Origin of the sequence: Streptomyces sp. SBT349, from assembly GCF_001083795.1 — a bacterium.
Taxonomy (GTDB): Bacteria; Actinomycetota; Actinomycetes; order Streptomycetales; family Streptomycetaceae; genus Streptomyces.
Window position 1 is genome coordinate 37,920 of record NZ_LAVK01000003.1, and the last position, 17,278, is coordinate 55,197.

Below are 17,278 nucleotides of genomic sequence, written 5' to 3' on the forward strand. Positions count from 1 at the left end.
GCGAACAGTCGTACAATGTGCGAACGCCATGATGCAACCACGGCGAAACCTGCCTGTCAACGGCGGGGACCCGGGCATCACGGCGGCCGAAAGACCGTCAGATTCGGCGTGTCCCAGGGCCCGGGACCTGGCAGACTCGCGCCAAGGACCGCAGGTGGGCGGTCATGTGGTCATCAGGAGGTGACGATGACGGGTGAAGGCAAGGGCGCGGACTTCGTCCAGTCGCTCGCGCGTGGTCTGGCGGTGATCCGCGCGTTCGACGCCGAACACCCGGAGCTCTCGCTGAGCGAGGTCGCGCGGCGCGCGGGGCTGACCCGGGCGGCGGCCCGGCGGTTCCTGCTCACGCTGGAGGAGCTGGGCTATGTGCACGCGGGCGGGCGGCTGTTCGCGCTGCGCCCCAAGATCCTCGACCTGGGCTACGCGTACCTGTCCTCGCTCGACCTGCCGGAGGTGGCGCTGCCGCACATGGAGCGACTGGTGTCGCTGGTGCACGAGTCCTCGTCGGTGTCGGTGCTCGACGAGGACGACATCATCTACGTCGCCCGCGTGCCCACCAAGCGCATCATGTCCGTGAGCATAAGCGTGGGCACGCGGTTCCCCGCCGTCTCGACGTCCATGGGGCGGGTGCTGCTGGCCGGGTTGCCCGACGACGAGCTGGACGAGGCGCTGGAACGGACGGCGTTCGTCCGGCACACCGACCGGACGGTGGTCGACCCGGCCGAGCTGCGCGCGGTGATCGAGCGGGTGCGCGCGCGGGGCTGGGCGGCCGTCGACCAGGAGCTGGAGCACGGTCTGCGGGCGCTCGCGGTGCCGATCCGCGACTCGGGCGGCGCGACGATCGCGGCGATGAACGTCTCGGTGCCGGTGCGCGACAGCGAGATGTTCGAACTCACCGAGCGGTACCTCGGTCACCTCCAGGAATGCGCCCAGCGCATCGAGGCCGACCTGATCGCGGTCGGGGCGTGATGCCTCGGCGCCGCCGTTGACAGCCGCCGAGGGGACCGGATACGTTCGCGGCCGTTCGCCAGAAGTACATGTGTGCGGATCCCGCACACATGTGGTTCCTGATCGGGAGGTCGCGCATGCCGTCCAGCGTGGTCCGCTACGAGGTCGACGAGCGACGCGTGGCGACCGTGACCGTCGACCGGCCACCGGTCAACGCCCTCGACCGGGAGACGCGCGAGCACCTGCTGGCGACCTTCGACCTGGTGCAGGCGCGGTCCGACGTCCGGGCCGTGGTCCTCACGGCGGACGGGCCCGTCTTCTGCGCCGGCGCCGACATCAAGGAGAAGCAGGCGCTCAACGCCGGTGACGCCGAGGCGCGCCGCGCGGAGCGGCTGACGAGGGAGACGTTCTTCGCCGTCCTCGACAGCGCCAAGCCGGTGGTCGCGGCCGTGGGCGGGGCCGCGCTCGGCGCCGGTTTCGTGCTCGCCGCGTGCTGCGACGTGATCGTGGCCGCGGACGACGCGTTCTTCGGCATGCCGGAGATCGACGTCGGCCAGGGCGGCGGGGCGAGTTTCCTGCGGCGGATCCTGCCGGCGCCCAAGGTCCGCCGGATGGTGTTGACCGGGGAGCGGGTGCCCGCGGCCGAGTTGTACCGGCTGGGCGCGGTCGAGGAGTGCGTGCCGCGGGAGCGGCTGCTGCCCGCGGCCTCCGCCCTCGCCGCCGTCATGGCGGCCAAGAGCCCCGCGGCCGTGCGCGCCATCAGGTCCTCGTTCGGCGCCGTCGACGCGCTGCCGCTGCGCGACGGGTTCCGGCTGGAACAGAACTACACGGCGGAACTCAGCGGCACCGCCGACGCCGAGGAGGCCAGACGCGCCTTCCTCGAAAAGCGACCGGCGGAGTTCGCCGGATCGGAACCCCTGTCCGGTCAGCCCCGAGGAGATCGGTTGTGACCAGGTACCAATCGCCCTATGACCCCTCGTCGATGCCGCGCGATCTGGAACACGTCGTCTACGAGAAGAAGGGTCACGTCGCCTACGTGACCATCAACCGCCCCGAGGTGCGCAACGCGCTCCACTCGTACGCCTACCAGGAGTTGCGTGCCTGCTGGCGCGACATCTCCCTGGACCCCGACGTCTACGTCGGCATCGTCACCGGCACCGGCCCGGCCTTCTGCGCCGGGCGCGACGTCAAGTTCCTCGCCGAGTACCAGGCCCGGGGCGAGCGCACCCCGCACGAGGACCCCAACAGCCCGCTGTTCCACTGGGGCGGCGGCGGGCAGCCGCAGGACGTCGCCCTGGAGAAACCGCTGATCGCCGCGCTCAACGGCTTCGCGGTGGGCGTCGGGCTCAACATCGCGCTCCAGTGCCAGCTCCGGGTGATGGCCGAGGACGCCTGGATCGGCGACCAGCACACCAACGTCGGGCGCCTGGGCGCGCCGCACGAGATGTACCAGGCGCTGCCGCGCACGACGGCCGCGTACCTCACCCTGTGCAACGGCCGGCTCGGCGCGCGGGAGTGCCTGGAACAGAGCATCGTCAACCGCGTCGTTCCCAAGGACCAGGTGCTGTCCGCCGCCGAGGAGTTCGCCGAGATGATCTGCCTCGGATCCCCGCTGGCGGTCCAGGGCGCGATCCGGCTCTACCGGCTCACCGCGGAGTTCCCGCCCTCGCTCACGTCCTACGCGCGCCACCTCGACCAGCAGATCGCCGAGACGGACGACGGCGCCGAGGGGGCGAGGGCGTTCAAGGAGAAGAGGGCGCCGGTCTGGACCCTGCGCTGAGCCCCGCACCGGCCGGCGGGGAGTCTCCTCGCGCCGGGTGTCGTGCCGGGTCTCACGACGGCTGTCGCAGCCACGCGTCGAGAGCCGCGTAGTCGCCACCGGTGAGACCGGTGCGGGGATCGACCCGGTGGAGGAGGGCGTGTCCCCGGTGGTGGGCGGCGACCCAGGCCCGGTCGGCGTCGGTGACCTCGTCGTCGACCCAGGCGAACGGCCGCCCGGCCGCCCATGCGACGAGGGCGCGGGTCTTCCCGTGCAATCCCTCGCGCGCGTCCTGGTCGTCGGTGCCGGATGGCTCCGGCCAGCTCACCACGGGCAGCCGCGGCAGCCCGATGCGGGGGCAGACGCACTCGTTCGCGTCGGCCATCCATGTGGTGGCCCAGACGATCTCGCACGTGAGGGCCGTGAGCCGTGGCCCGTGCCCGGGATCGATCCTGGACAGAAGCGGATTCCCGTCGCCCTCACGCCCCCCGGGACCCGCCGCGTACGTCGGATACCGCCCGTGCGCCGCGCCGAACGGGATGAGCGGGCCGTCGACATCGAGGAACAGCAGCGGACGCCGCACGGAGCCGGTCACGTCGAGAACGATAGCGACGGGCCCCGACGGGGACCACCTCCGGCCTCGGGTTGATCCACTTCCCGGCGGACGAGGAATAGCATGCGAGCCATGGGAAAGGGCCCGACATCGCCGGGTGGCAGGCCGGAGGAAGACGTCCGGATCTCGGATACCGGCCGCGTCGAGGCGTTCAGCGACGCCGTGTTCGCCATCGTCATCACGCTTCTGGCACTCGATCTCAGACCGCCCGCGCACCGCCCCGGTGAGTTGCTCTCGGCCCTGGTGCACCAATGGCCCGCGTATCTCGCGTTCGCCGTCTCCTTCGTCTACGTCGGAGTGATCTGGCTGAACCACCACTCTCTCCTCCGGCGCGTACGAAAGATGGACGTCGGACTCCGGTGGATCAACCTGGGAATCCTCCTCGGGGCGGTCATCGTGCCGTTTCCCACGGCGACCCTCGCCGAAGCGCTCGCGGAGGGCGGCGGGCACGACGAGCGCGTGGCGGTCGTTCTCTACGCTCTCGCTGCCGCGATCATGGGAGGGCCATGGTGGGGTGTCTTCACGTATCTGCGGCGCCATCCCCATCTGCTGGAGCCGACCGTGACGACGTCCTACCTGCGCGCTCAGCGGATCCGACCGCTCACCGGCGTGGTGCTCTATGCCGTCTGCGGATCGAGCGCGTGGTTCATCACCCCCTGGCTGGGGCTCGTCTGCGTCATCGTGGTCATCCTCTACCACGGCCTGACGAGTGAGGGTTTGCACGAAGGCCCGCTCGGGCGCCTCCTCGCGTCCGCTCGTCGCTGACCACCGCCGGTCGTCACCGGGCGGCGGTCGCACGTCGGCGTTCCCGCCTGCCCGCGCGCCGTCCGGACCGTCCGGACGGCGCGCGGCTCGTCAGTCCCGGGAGAGGTCCGTTCCGTCGGCCGGCTCGGCCGTGGGGGGTCTGCGCCGCCAGGTCAGTGTGGCGAGGGCGGCGAGCGCGGCGAGCAGGAGGACGAGTCCGGCGGTGCCGGCGTTCAATCCGATGCCGTGGATGAAGACGTAGGCGAGCATGCCCGCGGCCAGGCAGTAGTAGATCATCGGCAGCACCGTCTTGCGGATCAGGAGGCCCTCCCTGCCGATGAGTCCGACGGTCGCGCAGGCGGCGACGACATTGTGGACCGTGACCATGTTGCCCGCGGCTCCGCCGACGGCCTGGACGGCGACGACGATCTTGGGGCTGACGCCGATCTGGTCGGCGGTGGAGAACTGGAAGAGCGAGAACATCAGGTTGCTCACGGTGTTGCTGCCGGCCACGAAGGCGCCCAGCGCGCCGACCCAGGGGGCGAACATCGGCCACGCGGAGCCCGCCAGGTCGGCGGCCCCGGTGGCCAGGGTCAGGGGCATGCTCTCCAGCCCGGTGGAGTTGAAGTCGGGGCCGGAGTTGATGAACACGCGCACCAGGGGCACGGCGAAGAGCAGCGCGATCCCGGCGCTGACGATCTGGCGCCCGGCCACGCGCCAGGATTCGGCGATCTCCCGGCGTTTCATGCGGAACGCCAGATAGGTCACGCCCACGGTCATCAGGAACATGAAGCCGGGCAGGAAGAAGGGCTCGACGGCCTGGGCGACCGGCGTGCCGAGGATGCTGTTCCACTCCAGGGAGATCCCGGACAGCCAGTCCTTCAGGGGGAGTTGGGGAAGGCGGGTGATCACCAGGAGCCCGGCGACCACCAGGTAGGGCAGCCAGGCGCGGGCCACGGGCATGTCGGAGGCGGTCGCCTCGCGCATGTCGGGCTGCACGGTCCCGCTCCACTCGGGGAGCCAGCGGTCGCGTGGCTCGAAGTCCCAGGCCCGGGTGGGTTGCAGGAATCCGCGCCGGGTGGCGACCATGACGATCACCAGGCCGATGAGACCGCCGAGGAGTGAGGGGAACTCGGGGCCGAACAGGATCGCGACCGTCACATAGGGCACGGTCATGGCGAGCGCGGCGAACAGGGCGAACGGCGCGACGGCCAGCCCTTCGCCGAAGCTGCGGTTGGCGCCGAAGTACCGGGTGAGCAGGCAGACGACGAAGAGCGGCACGAGGGTGCCGATGATCGCGTGCAGCAGTGCGACCTGCACGGCGACCTCCGGCACGTAGTCGGCGAGCACGGTGCCCTCCTGGGCGAGCCGCGCCTCGACGGCCGAGGAGCCGCTCAGGCCGTCGTTGACGCCGACGAGCATCGGGGTGCCCACCGCGCCGAAACTCACCGGCGTGCTCTGGATGATGAGGCCCACCATCACCGCGGCCATGGCGGGGAAGCCGAGCGCGAGCATGAGGGGGGCCACGACGGCGGCCGGGGTGCCGAAGCCGGAGGCACCCTCGATGAAGCTCCCGAAGAGCCAGCCCACGATGATCGCCTGCACCCGGCGGTCCGGACTGATCTGGGTGAACGCCGAGCGGATGCTGCGCAGGGCCCCGCTGGCGTCCAGGGTGGAGAGCAGGAGCAGGGCGCCGAAGACGATGTAGAGGAGGGTGAGGGCGATGATCAGGCCCTGGATGGAGGAGGCGGCGATCTCCGCCGCGCCGACCTCCCAGGCCACCGCGGCGATCACGACGACGAGGACGTATCCGGCGGGCATGGCATAGGTGGCGGGCCAGCGCAGACCCACCAGCAGGACGCCCACCAGGAGGATCGGGGCCAGCGCCAGCAGGCTGAGGACGGCCAGGTTGTCGGTCAGCATGCGGGACAGCTTCCGCGGACCGCGGGACAGTGCGGACGGTTCTCCATAGCTACCTCCCGGTCGGGCGACAGCCGTTCGACCGGGTGTGGGGGTGCCATCCGAGCCCGGTCGGGTGGCTCGTTTGGTGATGTTTGGTCGGACCAAGCACCGGTTGGACCGTAGGATTGCCTTTGTCCTGTGTCAACAGGACGGACAGGCAAGGTAATTGATCCTTTTACCGATCAGGAGTGGGCCGTGCCGGAAGCCGCGGACTGGCAGCCGCTCTCCCGCACCCGGGCCCACGAACATGTCCTCGGCCAGATCGAGGAGAAGATCGTCTCCGGCGTGCTGCGCGTCGGGGACCGGCTGCCGCCCGAGCGGGACCTCGCCGCGATGCTGGGGGTCGGCCGGGGGGCCGTCAGGGAGGCCCTGCGCGTGCTGGAGTCCCAGGGGGTCCTGCGCCGCCCGCGGGTCGGCACCGGCCCCGACGCCGGCAGCGTCATCGCCGGCACCCCGGGCACCGGCCTGGCCCCGCTCATCCGCATCCATGCCGCCCTGGCCAGCTTCGACCTGAGCGAGATCACCGAGGCGCGGGTCGCCCTGGAACGCGCCGCCGTGGCGCTGGCCGCCTCCCAGGCGGGCCCCGACCACGTGTCCCGGATGGCGCGTCTCCTGGAGCGCATGGACGACCCGGCGTTGCCCCGCGAGGAGTTCAACGACCTCGACACCGCCTTCCACATGCTGCTCGCCGAGGCGGCGAGCAACCGGCTCATCACCGCGCTGACCACCGCCATCCGGGGCGCGATCCGGCCCACCCTGCTCAACGCCTTCGGCCGGCTGGAGCACGCCGACGCGGTCCTCGACCGGCTCAGGCGGGAACACCGCGCCCTCTACGAGGCCGTCGCGAACGGCGAGGGCGGCCTCGCGGCCGACCTGGTCGAGCGCCATATCCGCGCCTTCCACCAGACGGCCGGGGAGGCGCTCGACACCCCCGGCGCGTAGGGGCCTGGCCGGGACGCCGACCTGGTTCGCCGGGCCGCGGGCCGGGGCGGACCCGGGGAATGTCCTCGGAGTGGCAAAAGTATGGACAGCCGCGTCGGAAGTCGCCTACCGTGGCCATGATCTCTACGCGTACATGACAGGTGGTCGCCTCGGGGCCGGGATCCCGCCCGGGGCGATCGCGCCCCTCCGCGACGTGCCCCCCACCGCTCCGTCAGCGCCAGGAGGAACAGTTGAATCCACGGCAGCACCGGCGTACGCGCCCACGCGCACTGGGAGTGCTTCTCACCGCGCTCGTCCTCGGCACCCTCGCGGCACCCGCGGGCGCCGCCGACCTCCCCCCACAGGAGCCGGGGGTCACCCTGCGCACCTTCGACGTCCAGACCCCGCTCGACGAGATCTGCACCCTGAAGCCCGGCCAGACGCCCAATGTCGACAAGCTGATGCCGACGATCGACTGGCAGTCGACCGAGGACTTCGGCGTCAGCGACAACTTCGTCTCCCAGGTGATCGCCAACATCAACGTCCCGGAGGCCGGAGACTACGCCTTCCGCCTGATCAGCGACGACGGGTCACGGCTGCTGATCGACGGTCAGCTGGTCATCGATCACGACGGGCTGCACTCCGCGGAGCCCAAGGACGGCTCGATCCAGCTCGCCTCCGGCTACCACGCCCTGGAGATCGACTACTTCGAGCAATCGGCGGACCAGGTGCTCAGCCTCCAGTGGCGGCCGCCGGGCGCCGCCGACTTCAGCGTCGTGCCGAACTCGGTGCTCAGCACCGACGCCGGCGTGGTGCGCGTGACCGCGCCGGGCCGCAAGGAGTGCGAGGGCGGCCTCGACACCCCCGGGGACGGCCTGCCGCTGACCTCGGTCCACCCGAACTACACCCTGACCGACCTGCGGCCCGAGGGCTTCGAGCCGCAGATCAGCGCGATGGACTGGCTGCCCGACGGCCGCCTGGCCGTGGCCACCTGGGGCGGCAGCGAGACCACGGCGGGCGAGGTCTACCTCCTGGACAACGTCACCGGCGACACCGGCCCCGGCGAGGTCACCTTCACGCGGGTCGCCGAGGGGCTCAGGGAGCCGATGGGCATCACCGATGTCGACGGCACGCTCTACGTCTCCGAGAAGCACCAGCTCACCGAGCTGAACGACCTCGACGGCGACGGCGTGACCGACGAGTACACCCCGATCGCCCAGTGGCCCCACAGCGGAAACTTCCACGAGTTCGCCTTCGGCCTGCTGTACGAGGAGGGCCACTTCCTCCTGAACCTGTCGGTCGCCATCGACTACGGCGGTGCCACGACCGACCCCCAGCCGGCGGCCGACCGCGGCACCACCATCAAGGTCAGCAGGGAGACCGGCGAGATCACCTATGTCGCGGGCGGCCTGCGCACCCCCCACGGCCTCGGCCGGGGACCGGGCGGCGACCTCTTCGTCACCGACAACCAGGGCGGCTGGCTGCCCTCGTCCAAGCTCCTGCACATCGAGCAGGACCGGTTCTTCAACCACTACACCAACCCCCCGGGGCCCTTCGACGAGAACCCCGTGACCAAGCCCGTCCTGTGGCTGCCGCAGAACGAGATCGGGAACTCCCCGAGCACGCCCGTGATGCTGACCGAGGGCCCCTTCGCCGGTCAGATGCTCATCGGGGACGTGACCTACGGAGGTCTCCAGCGCGCCTATCTGGAGGAGGTCGGCGGTGAGTACCAGGGCGCCGTCTTCCGCCACACCCAGGGCCTCGAAGCCGGGGTGACCCGCGTCAGCGTGGGCCCCGACGGCGCGATCTACACCGGGGGCCTCGGCGCGGACGGCAACTGGGGCCAGGAGGGCAAGCTCAGGTTCGGCCTCCAGAAGCTGACGCCGAACGGCACCAACGCGTTCGACATCGCCTCCATGCGCGCCACCCCGGACGGCTTCGTCCTCACCTACACGCAGCCGCTCTCCCAGGAGACCGCGGACGCGCTGGCCACCAGCTACCGGGTCCAGCAGTGGCGTTACGAGCCCACCGCCGACTACGGCGGACCCAAGCTGGACCAGGAGACCCTGCCCGTCACCTCGGCCGAGCTGTCGGAGAGCGGCACGGAGGTCACCCTGGTGATCGACAACCTCTCGACCGACCGCGTCGTTCACATCCAGTCCCCGCGCCCCTTCAGCTCCGCCGACGGCGAGACGCTGTGGAGCACCGAGGCGTGGTACACGCTGAACGCGATCCCCACCGCCTGACCCGCACCCAACTCCCGGCCCGGCCGCGCCCGTTCCCGCATGGGGCGCGACCGGGCCGGAGAGCTGTCCGGCCGCGGCCCGGCCGCGGGCGCACCTCGGGCGTCGGGCCACTCAGCCGTGTTCGCCCTGTTCCTGCGGGCCGAGCCGGAGGACGTGCCGGCGGTCCGCCCCGCAACGCCCTGGTGGATCGATGTCCGGGGGGCCCACTGGCGCCGCCCGCACGGCCCGCTGAGCGACCTGGCCGGCCTGGACCGCCATCCCGTCGTCCACGTCAGCCGCGCCGACGCCGAGTCCCGCCGTTATCCCCGGGGCGACGAGCTCACCCCCGGCGGCCGCCACCGCTGCAACATCTGGCAGGGCGCCCCCCAACGGCCACGGGCTCCTCGACACGGCGGGCAACGTCTGGGAGTGGTGCGCCGATTGGTTCGACCCGCACTACTACACCCGGTCCCCCGAGCACGACCCGCGCGGGCCGGACCGGACGTCCCTGGCCGTCATCCGGGGCGGCTCGTTCCTCTGCCACGACACCTACCGCAACCGCTACCGCACCGCGGCGGATCTTGCCAGGACTTGTCGGGACCATGACGATAAGGAATCGACCGTGCCGGCAGAGGGAACAGACGGACAGGACAACGCCATGTCACCTTCCGGATCCACCAGTCGTCGAGCACTGCTGTCCGCCTCGGCCGCCACCGCGGCCGGGGCCTCACTGATCGGCGGCCGGGCGGCCGAGGCCGCGCCCGCCGCCCCCGCCGCCCGCCGGGTCACCGCGCAGCCCCCGGGACGTGACCTGGTGGCGATGGCGCGCGAGATCGACCCGGGCCGGATCGAGTCCATCGTGCGCCGGTTGGTCGCCTTCGGCACCCGGCACACCCTGTCCGCCCAGGACGACCCCGAGCGCGGCATCGGCGCGGCCCGGGACTGGATCCACGCGGAGCTGCGGCGGATCGCGGACGCCTCCGGCGGGCGGATGACCGTGGAACTCCAGTCGTACGTGCAGGAGCCGGACGGGAACCGCATCCCCGTGCCGACGACGATCACCAACGTGGTCGCCACCCTGCGCGGCTCGGCGGCGCCGGAGCGCGTGTACGTGGTCTCGGGGCACTATGACTCCCGGGTCTCCGACGTCGGCAACGCCACCGACGACGCGCCCGGCGCGGACGACGACGCCTCCGGGGTCGCGGTGGTGATGGAGCTGGCCCGGGTGATGTCCACCCGGACCACCGAGGCGACCGTGGTGTTCGCCGCGGTGGCCGGCGAGGAGCAGGGCCTGTACGGCGCGGGTCACATGGCCCAGCGGTTCAAGGCGGCCGGGGCCGACGTCCAGGGCATGTTCACCAACGACATCGTGGGCAGCCCGGTCGCCGACGACGGCACCGCCGACCCGCGCGTCGTCCGCCTGTTCGCCGAGGGAGTGCCGACCTCGGAGACCCCGGAGCAGGCCGACGTCCGGCGTTCCGTGGGAGGGGAGAACGACTCGCCCTCCCGCCAACTCGCCCGCTTCGTACGGGACGTGGCCGAGAACCGCGCCACCGGGATGACCGTGAACGTGATCTACCGCCGCGACCGCTACCTGCGCGGCGGGGACCACATCCCGTTCCTGGAGGAGGGGTACCCGGCCGCGCGCTTCACCGAGCCGCACGAGGACTACGCCCACCAGCACCAGGACGTCCGGGTGGAGGACGGGCAGCAGTTCGGCGACCTGCCGGAGTTCTGCGACATGGACTACATCGCCCGGGTCGCCCGGGTGAACCTCGCCACCCTGTGGACCCTCGCCCAGGCGCCCGGCACCCCGACCGGCGTGCACATCGACACGGGCGACCTGACCAACTCCACCACCCTCGTCTGGACCCGCGGCCCCGAGCCCGACCTCGCCGGCTACGAGGTGGTGTGGAGGGAGCCCACCGAGCCGGAGTGGACCCACGTGCTCGACGCGGGCGACACCACCACGCACACCGTCGACATCTCCAAGGACAACGTGTTCTTCGGCGTCCGCGCGGTCGACCGCGCGGGCCACCGCAGCCCGGTGGCCTACCCCACCCCGTCCCGCTGAGGGCCGCGGGCGGACCGGCGCCGCGTCACCGCGCCGGTCCGCCCGCCCGGTGAGCGGGTCAGCCCTGCCGGTCGGTGCCGGGAGCCTGGTCGGCTCCGGTGGGCTCGGCGGCCTCGTCGGCCTCGTCGGCCTCGGCGGGCAGGTCCGCCTCGGCGACCGGGTCCCCCTGCGTACGCTCGCGCATCCGGCGCAGCAGTTCCTGCTTCTGGTCGGCGGCGGCCCTGCGGTCCGCCACGCGGGCGGGGGCGGAGCCCTGCCGGTCGGCGCGGGACAGCTTGTTCCGCTGTCCTCCTATGCCGAGAAGGTTGTTGTCGCGCTTGGCCACGGGTTCTCCATCGTGGTGAGAGGTGATCCGGAAGGGATCTGCGGGGTGGTGCGGGGACCAGTCTCCCCAAGCGGATCGCTGTCCACCAAACCGGAGCGACGACACATGACCGCGGCGCGCCCGTCGCTGGCACTATGTCGGCAGGCACACCGACCCGGGAAGGACCAACCGCATGATCATCTTTGGCACCAGGGGATACCTGTACCAGCTCGCGATACTCACGCTGGTGTGCGGCCACTGCGGCAATCCCTCCGCGCACACGCTCAGGAAGCGTGTCACCAAGTTCACGCTGTTCTTCGTGCCGCTGTTCCCGGTCTCGACGTCGTACGCGACGCAGTGCACCTTCTGCGGCGCGGAGCAGAGGGCGACCAAGGAGCAGGCGGAGCAGCTCCAGGCGCAGGCCGCCGGTGGCCACACCGGTCCGATGTACGGGCAGCAGCCACAGCAGCAGCCGTACCAGTCCTGAGGGACCCGGAGCCCGGAGCCCGGTTCCTTCCGGGCAACTCCGGCGGCGGTCCGGGCTGGAGCACCTCACCCGTACGTGCGTCGAGCGGGGCCCGTTCCCCGAGGGGGCGCTCCAGCTCCAGCGCGTGGAAGTCCGGGGAGCTGTCCGCGATACCGCTGCCCATCTCCCCGAAGGCATCGGCGGCCGACATCAGGGGCACGGGCATGGCCTCCCCGTCCTCCCACCGGCGCGCCCCGTCCGATCCCTCCCAGGCGTCGGCCACGGCGCACATGCGCGGCAACGGGGTCCGGCCCCGGGCTCCGCTCCTGCCACGCGTCCGCGCCACAGCCGAGAACTCCCGCGACGAGGACGCCCGTCAGCAGGCACGTGCCCCAACGGCCCCGGGAGGCCCGCCTGTTCCCATGAGACATGCCCCTCTGACGGGGGAACGCCCCGGCCGGTTCCCGTCGCCGCCGGACGGAGCGTCGCCGCGTCCGGGCGAGGACCGAGGACCGAGGACCGACCGCCGGGGCGTCGCGCGCCCCGGCGGTCGGCCGCGTCAGACGGCCGGAAGGAGGCTGCGGACCAGGCGGCACGTGGTCGTCGACGGTGGGTGGACGCCGATGCGCTCGGCCACCCGCCGTATCACCTCGTTCCTGGCCTGCCGCGGCGTGTAGACGCCGGAGTCGAGCAGGGCGATGGCGATGCGCATCGCCTTGCGCATCCGGTTGTGCTCGATGTACCACTCACGCGGCATGCCCGCCGGGAGCGGCTTGGTGCGCATGGATTTCGGGGCGTACGCCACTGGCATGGGCGACCTCCTCGGCCTGACTGAACCCTGGCTCGGTTATCTCCATGATACTGCGTCAGACTGACAAAGATGCTGGTCACAACCGTTTTTCGGGACGCCAGTTCGAATGCGACGGGCCGGGCCGCCCTCTCGGTTCGCGGGCCTCAGCCGTGGGCCAGGGCGCGGTCGAGGAGGGGGAGCAGGCGGTCCCAGTGACGCCGCAGCGCGGAGGGGGCGAAGGCGTCGGTGTCGGCCATGGTGAAGCCGTGGACGGTGCCGGGGTAGATCTCGGTGGTGTAGCCGACACCCGCGGCATCCAGGGCCTGGTTGAGCTCGCCGACGGCCTCGGCCGGCATGTCGTTCTCGGAGAGGCCGAGGTGGACTCGGGCGGTGAGCTCGGGGACGGCGCGGTGCGGGCTGTCGGGCGCGTCCGTGACCAGGTAGGCGGGATGGAACCCGGCGACGGCGGCCACCTGGCCGGGGTGGGCCGCCGCGGTGCGCAGCGCCAGGGCGGCGCCGATGCAGTAGCCGATCGCGGCGACCGGCCCGGCGCCGACCTCGGGCTGGGCACTGAGGAACCCGAGGTAGGCGTCGGCGTCGCGCAGGGCTCGTTCCGTGGTGTGCGCCTCGATCAGGGGCATCAGCCGGGCGAAGACCGCGGGCCGGACCTCCTCCCCGATGTGCTCGGGGAGTTCGATCACCGGCGCCGGGCCGTGCCGGTAGTAGAGGTGGGGGACGAGCACGTAGTACCCGTGCTCGGCCAGTTCGCGGGCCATCCCCTCCACCACGGGCCGCACGCCGAAGGCGTCCGTGTACAGCAGCACCCCCGGGCGCGGCTCGCCACCGTCGGGGAAGGCGGCGAAGGCGTCGGCCTGGCCGTCCGCGGTGGGGATCCGGAGCGTCCTGGCGGGCATGGTGGACCTTCCTTCCGTGGGCCGGTGGCCGGGCGAACGCGTACGAACCGTAGCAGTGACGATCAACCCGGCCGCCATCCGGACGCCGCCCGTGACCCACGCGGGAGGACCGCCGATCCCCTACAACCAGTCGTGGTCGCGCGCGTACCGCGCCGCCTCGTGCCGGGTGCGGGTCTGCGTCTTCTGCATCGCCTTGGAGAGGTAGTTGCGTACCGTGCCCTCCGCCAGGTGGAGCCGGGCCGCGATGTCGGCGACCGCGTACCCCTCGCGGGTCACCCGCAGCACGTCGATCTCCCGGTCGGTGAGCGGGCAGTCGTCGACGACGGCGCGCGCGGAGACATCGGGGTCGATCCACCGCCTGCCCTCGTGCAGGGTCCTGATGACCGACGTGATGTGGGACGGTTCCGCCGACTTGCTGACGAAGCCCTGGACCCCGAGCCTGAGGGCCTTGCGGAGCACCCCGGGTCTGGCATGGCGCGTCAGCATGAGGATGACCTGGTCCGGCAGCGCGCGACGGATCGCCGAGACGGCACCGAGTCCGTCCACCCCGGGCATCTCCAGATCGATGACGAGCACATCGGGCCGGTGCCGCAGCGTGGCCTGGACGGCTCCCTCGCCGTCCTCCGCTTCGGCGAGCACGGTGATCTCCCCTTCGAGAGGGAGCAACGCCGCCAGCGCCTTCCGGAGAAGGGCCTCGTCGTCCGCCAGCACCACGGTGGTCATCTGTCGTCCTTCCGCGTTCGCGTGTTGTCAGAGGGTGGCGCCGGAGGGCGGGCGCGGGAGGTCCGCGGCCGTCAGGAACCGCCCGTCCTTCTGCTCCACCCTCAGCTCCCCTCCGTCCCCCGCCACTCGCTCCCCGAGGGTGGAGAGCCCTCTGAGCCGGGGAACGAGATCGGCCCGCACGCCGTCGTTGACGATGACGATGCCCGTCTCCGAGAGGGTGATCCGCACCTGCTCGGCCTGCGAATGCCGCAGGATGTTGGTCGTCGTCTCGCGGAGGACCTGGCCGAGCAGCTCGTCGACCCGCTCGTCGCCGTCGGCCTCACGGTCGACGCGCACGCGGATGCCGGCGGCCTCGAAGAGGTTCTTCGCGTTCTCCAGCTCCGCCGACAGGTTGAGCCTCCGCTGCGCGTAGGCGAGCTCCTTGGTCTGGGCGATGGTGTCGCCGACCAGGGCGCGCACCTCGCGCAGTTCCTGCCGCACGCGCTCCAGGTCGCTCCCCACCAGCTTCTCGGCCAGGGCGATCTTCAGTTTCACCACGTGCAGCGTGTGGCCCTGGATGTCGTGGAGATCACTGGCGAAACGGATCCGTTCCCGAGCCACGGCCAGCTCCGCCTCGCGTTCCCGTGCCCGCTCCATGAGCGCGTAGAACCGCCGGTTGGCGAAGTTGAGGCCGGTCGCCACCCCGGTGACCACCGTGGGGACGAGTACGTACGAGGTCAGAACCCCGGCCACGCTCTCCTGTGACACGGCCGGCCGCGTCGCGCCCACCGCGGCGACGAATCCGATCAGCCCCCAGGCCGCCATGCCCCGGTGGCGCCGCAGCTGCGGGATGACGAGGGGGCCCACGATCGTCAGGCCGTAGGACGCCGTGGCGCTGCCGACCACCAGGACCCCCAGCGGCCACACGGCCGCGGTGATGACCAGGCAGGGGAGGACGACGCGGGAGAGGTCGCCCGCGGTCCACCGCTCGACGGCCACCAGCGCCGCTATCACGCCGGGGACCAGGATGGCCGCGTCCCACCCGGTCCGGGCGTCGGCCGCCACCAGCAGCGCCCCGACGACGGCGAGCGGCGCGAGCAGCATGACGAGGTTGAGCCTGCGCAGCCCGCCCTGCGTCTCCGCGTCGTGCTCGGGCATCCGGTGCGCCGCTCTCCTGAGCGGGGTCACCGGCCGTCACCTCGCCGCCGAGGGAGCGGGCCGGGGCCGTTCTCGGACCGGGGCCGGACCGGGGCCGTCGTGGCCGTCAGCACGGTGTGCGGGGGCCGGGTGTCCATGTGCGGCTCTCCGGGAGGTGGGTCTTCAGAGTCTGCTCCGCAGTATTCTTCCGGCTCCCGGGGCGGCGCCAGTGTCACCACGTCATGCCCTCTCCCGAGGAACGTCATGGCGAGGCGATGACACGGCGCCACTGCCGGACGAGCGTGGCGGCGGGTGGGATCGGCCCATGATCTCGACACCGGTCATCGACGTTGACCATCTGAATCTCTCCTACGGTGACTTCCACGCCGTGAAGGACCTGTCCTTCCAGGTGCGGCGCGGGGAGCTCTACGCGCTGCTCGGCACGAACGGGGCGGGCAAGACCTCGGCCCTGGAGGCCATCGAGGGTCACCGCGCCGCCACCTCGGGCAGCGTGCGGGTCTTCGGGCGGAGCCCGCGGGACCGGCGGGCCGTGCGGCCCCGGATGGGCATCATGCTCCAGGAGAGCGGTTTCTCGCCGGACCTCACGGTGAGGGAGACGGTCCGGCTGATCGGGAAGCTCACGCGGCGCGGCGACACGGTCGACCGCGTGCTCGGCGTCGTCGATCTCACGCACAAGGCCGGCACCAAGGTGTCCCAGCTCTCCGGCGGCGAGAAGCGACGTCTGGACTTCGCCACCGCCGTGTACGGGGCGCCCGAGCTGATCTTCCTGGATGAGCCCACCACCGGCCTGGACATCCGGTCCAGGGACGCCCTCTGGGACGCCGTGGACAGGCTGCGCGAGGACGGGTCCACCATCGTGCTCACCACGCACTACCTGGAGGAGGCCCAGCAGCGCGCCGACCGCATCGGGCTCATGCACCAGGGCACCTTCCGCCGGGAGGGGACGGTGTCCGAGCTGACGCGGACCCTGCCGGCCACCGTGCGCTTCTCCCTCCCGGCACCCGCACCGGCGCTGCCGCTGCCGGCCACGCGCGAGAGCGACGGCACGTTCCTCGTCCAGACCTTCCAGTTGCAGAAGGACCTCCACACCCTGCTCGGCTGGGCGCACGACAACGCGCTGGACCTGCGGGAACTCCAGGCCGGGCCGACGCGGCTCGACGACGTCTTCCGCGCCATCAGCAGCGAGTAGACCGCTCCCGCACCTCACCGGCAGGGGCCGGGTGCGTCCGCCCGCAGGCCGTCCTGGTGCGCTCGGGCCGTGGCGATCACCACGTCGAGGGTGCGCCGGGTGCGCACGAGGTCGGTGATGTGCTGGGAGAGCCGGTCGCGCTCCTGCACCATCCGCTCCAGCGAGACCTCGGAGTTCTCCTCGCTGGGCGAGTCGACGCAGGGCAGGAGCTCCACGATGGTGCGGCTGGAGAGACCCGCGGCGTACAGCCGCTGGATGAGCGCGACCCGCTCGGCCTCGCCGTCCGTGTAGTGCCGCTGCCCGCCGGCGCTGCGGCTGCTGCTGAGCAGTCCCCGTTCCTCGTAGTACCGCAGGGACCGGACGCTGACCCCGGTCCGTGCCGCGAGCTCTCCGATGCGCATGCCGCCCCCTCGCTGTGATCCGTGACACACGGTCTTGCCTCTGACATCGATGTGAGGTTTTAGCGTACCTGTCGTGCCCGGGAAACGGGCGTGCCCCTTCGCGAGGGAGTC

17 protein-coding genes and 2 pseudogenes are annotated in these 17,278 nt (G+C 71.8%); 11 read left to right on the forward strand and 8 right to left on the reverse strand.

Features of this window, described 5'->3' with window-relative positions; all coding sequences use genetic code 11:
- Positions 1-186 precede the first annotated feature (186 nt).
- From ADY01_RS00815 to ADY01_RS00825, 3 genes are all read left to right on the forward strand, one after another.
- Positions 187-966, forward strand: coding sequence for an IclR family transcriptional regulator domain-containing protein (locus tag ADY01_RS00815; RefSeq protein ID WP_049564086.1), 780 nt, complete (start codon positions 187-189; stop codon positions 964-966).
- 116 nt (positions 967-1,082) lie between these two features.
- The gene (locus tag ADY01_RS00820) at positions 1,083-1,895 is read left to right on the forward strand and encodes an enoyl-CoA hydratase/isomerase family protein (protein ID WP_049564147.1); all 813 of its coding nucleotides are present in this window, start codon (positions 1,083-1,085) and stop codon (positions 1,893-1,895) included.
- Entirely contained in the window at positions 1,892-2,725 is an 834-nt protein-coding gene (locus ADY01_RS00825) for an enoyl-CoA hydratase/isomerase family protein (RefSeq protein ID WP_049564088.1), read from the forward strand. Before ADY01_RS00820 ends, ADY01_RS00825 begins: the two co-directional genes overlap by 4 nt.
- 52 nt (positions 2,726-2,777) lie before the next feature.
- Here the strand turns inward: ADY01_RS00825 and ADY01_RS00830 are convergent, their stop codons facing one another.
- A complete protein-coding gene (locus ADY01_RS00830) occupies positions 2,778-3,299 on the reverse strand; it encodes an HAD domain-containing protein (RefSeq protein WP_049564091.1) in 522 nt (173 codons plus the stop codon).
- A 90-nt stretch (positions 3,300-3,389) separates the two neighbouring features.
- Between ADY01_RS00830 and ADY01_RS00835 the strand changes: the two genes are divergently transcribed.
- Complete coding sequence (locus tag ADY01_RS00835; protein ID WP_049564093.1) at positions 3,390-4,082, forward strand: TMEM175 family protein; 693 nt, start codon at positions 3,390-3,392, stop codon at positions 4,080-4,082.
- A 90-nt stretch (positions 4,083-4,172) separates the two neighbouring features.
- Here the strand turns inward: ADY01_RS00835 and ADY01_RS00840 are convergent, their stop codons facing one another.
- Positions 4,173-5,984 (reverse strand): L-lactate permease, encoded by a 1,812-nt coding sequence (locus ADY01_RS00840; protein WP_063784076.1) that lies wholly within the window; start codon positions 5,982-5,984, stop codon positions 4,173-4,175.
- A 234-nt stretch (positions 5,985-6,218) separates the two neighbouring features.
- On the opposite strand from ADY01_RS00840, the gene ADY01_RS00845 reads away from it, so the two are divergent.
- From ADY01_RS00845 to ADY01_RS00860, 5 genes and pseudogenes are all read left to right on the forward strand, one after another.
- The gene (locus tag ADY01_RS00845; protein WP_049564095.1) at positions 6,219-6,965 is read left to right on the forward strand and encodes a FadR/GntR family transcriptional regulator; all 747 of its coding nucleotides are present in this window, start codon (positions 6,219-6,221) and stop codon (positions 6,963-6,965) included.
- 230 nt (positions 6,966-7,195) lie between these two features.
- On the forward strand, positions 7,196-9,190 hold the full coding sequence (locus tag ADY01_RS00850) for a PA14 domain-containing protein (protein ID WP_078899891.1): 1,995 nt from the start codon (positions 7,196-7,198) through the stop codon (positions 9,188-9,190).
- Between the two features lie 39 nt (positions 9,191-9,229).
- Positions 9,230-9,424 (forward strand): annotated as a pseudogene (locus ADY01_RS41695) (hypothetical protein); the annotation flags it as partial.
- Positions 9,425-9,491: 67 nt separating this feature from the next.
- Positions 9,492-9,692: pseudogene (locus ADY01_RS41700) on the forward strand (formylglycine-generating enzyme family protein); the annotation flags it as partial.
- Positions 9,693-9,827: 135 nt separating this feature from the next.
- A complete protein-coding gene (locus ADY01_RS00860; RefSeq protein ID WP_049564100.1) occupies positions 9,828-11,243 on the forward strand; it encodes a M20/M25/M40 family metallo-hydrolase in 1,416 nt (471 codons plus the stop codon).
- A gap of 58 nt (positions 11,244-11,301) precedes the next feature.
- On the opposite strand, the gene ADY01_RS00865 is transcribed toward ADY01_RS00860, so the two are convergent.
- A complete protein-coding gene (locus tag ADY01_RS00865; RefSeq protein ID WP_049564103.1) occupies positions 11,302-11,568 on the reverse strand; it encodes a DUF6243 family protein in 267 nt (88 codons plus the stop codon).
- Positions 11,569-11,740: 172 nt separating this feature from the next.
- Between ADY01_RS00865 and ADY01_RS00870 the strand changes: the two genes are divergently transcribed.
- On the forward strand, positions 11,741-12,034 hold the full coding sequence (locus tag ADY01_RS00870) for a zinc-ribbon domain-containing protein (protein ID WP_049564105.1): 294 nt from the start codon (positions 11,741-11,743) through the stop codon (positions 12,032-12,034).
- A 538-nt stretch (positions 12,035-12,572) separates the two neighbouring features.
- On the opposite strand, the gene ADY01_RS00875 is transcribed toward ADY01_RS00870, so the two are convergent.
- From ADY01_RS00875 to ADY01_RS00890, 4 genes are all read right to left on the reverse strand, one after another.
- On the reverse strand, positions 12,573-12,824 hold the full coding sequence (locus tag ADY01_RS00875; protein ID WP_049564107.1) for a hypothetical protein: 252 nt from the start codon (positions 12,822-12,824) through the stop codon (positions 12,573-12,575).
- A 143-nt stretch (positions 12,825-12,967) separates the two neighbouring features.
- The gene (locus ADY01_RS00880) at positions 12,968-13,717 is read right to left on the reverse strand and encodes a dienelactone hydrolase family protein (protein ID WP_049564109.1); all 750 of its coding nucleotides are present in this window, start codon (positions 13,715-13,717) and stop codon (positions 12,968-12,970) included.
- A 120-nt stretch (positions 13,718-13,837) separates the two neighbouring features.
- Positions 13,838-14,440, reverse strand: coding sequence for a response regulator transcription factor (locus tag ADY01_RS00885; protein WP_049564111.1), 603 nt, complete (start codon positions 14,438-14,440; stop codon positions 13,838-13,840).
- Positions 14,441-14,467: 27 nt separating this feature from the next.
- The gene (locus ADY01_RS00890) at positions 14,468-15,607 is read right to left on the reverse strand and encodes a sensor histidine kinase (RefSeq protein ID WP_234319977.1); all 1,140 of its coding nucleotides are present in this window, start codon (positions 15,605-15,607) and stop codon (positions 14,468-14,470) included.
- 274 nt (positions 15,608-15,881) lie between these two features.
- Here ADY01_RS00890 and ADY01_RS00895 point away from each other — a divergent pair, with 274 nt between their 5' ends.
- The gene (locus tag ADY01_RS00895; RefSeq protein ID WP_049564116.1) at positions 15,882-16,766 is read left to right on the forward strand and encodes an ABC transporter ATP-binding protein; all 885 of its coding nucleotides are present in this window, start codon (positions 15,882-15,884) and stop codon (positions 16,764-16,766) included.
- 14 nt (positions 16,767-16,780) lie between these two features.
- On the opposite strand, the gene ADY01_RS00900 is transcribed toward ADY01_RS00895, so the two are convergent.
- A complete protein-coding gene (locus ADY01_RS00900; RefSeq protein WP_049564118.1) occupies positions 16,781-17,167 on the reverse strand; it encodes a MerR family transcriptional regulator in 387 nt (128 codons plus the stop codon).
- Positions 17,168-17,278: the final 111 nt, after the last annotated feature.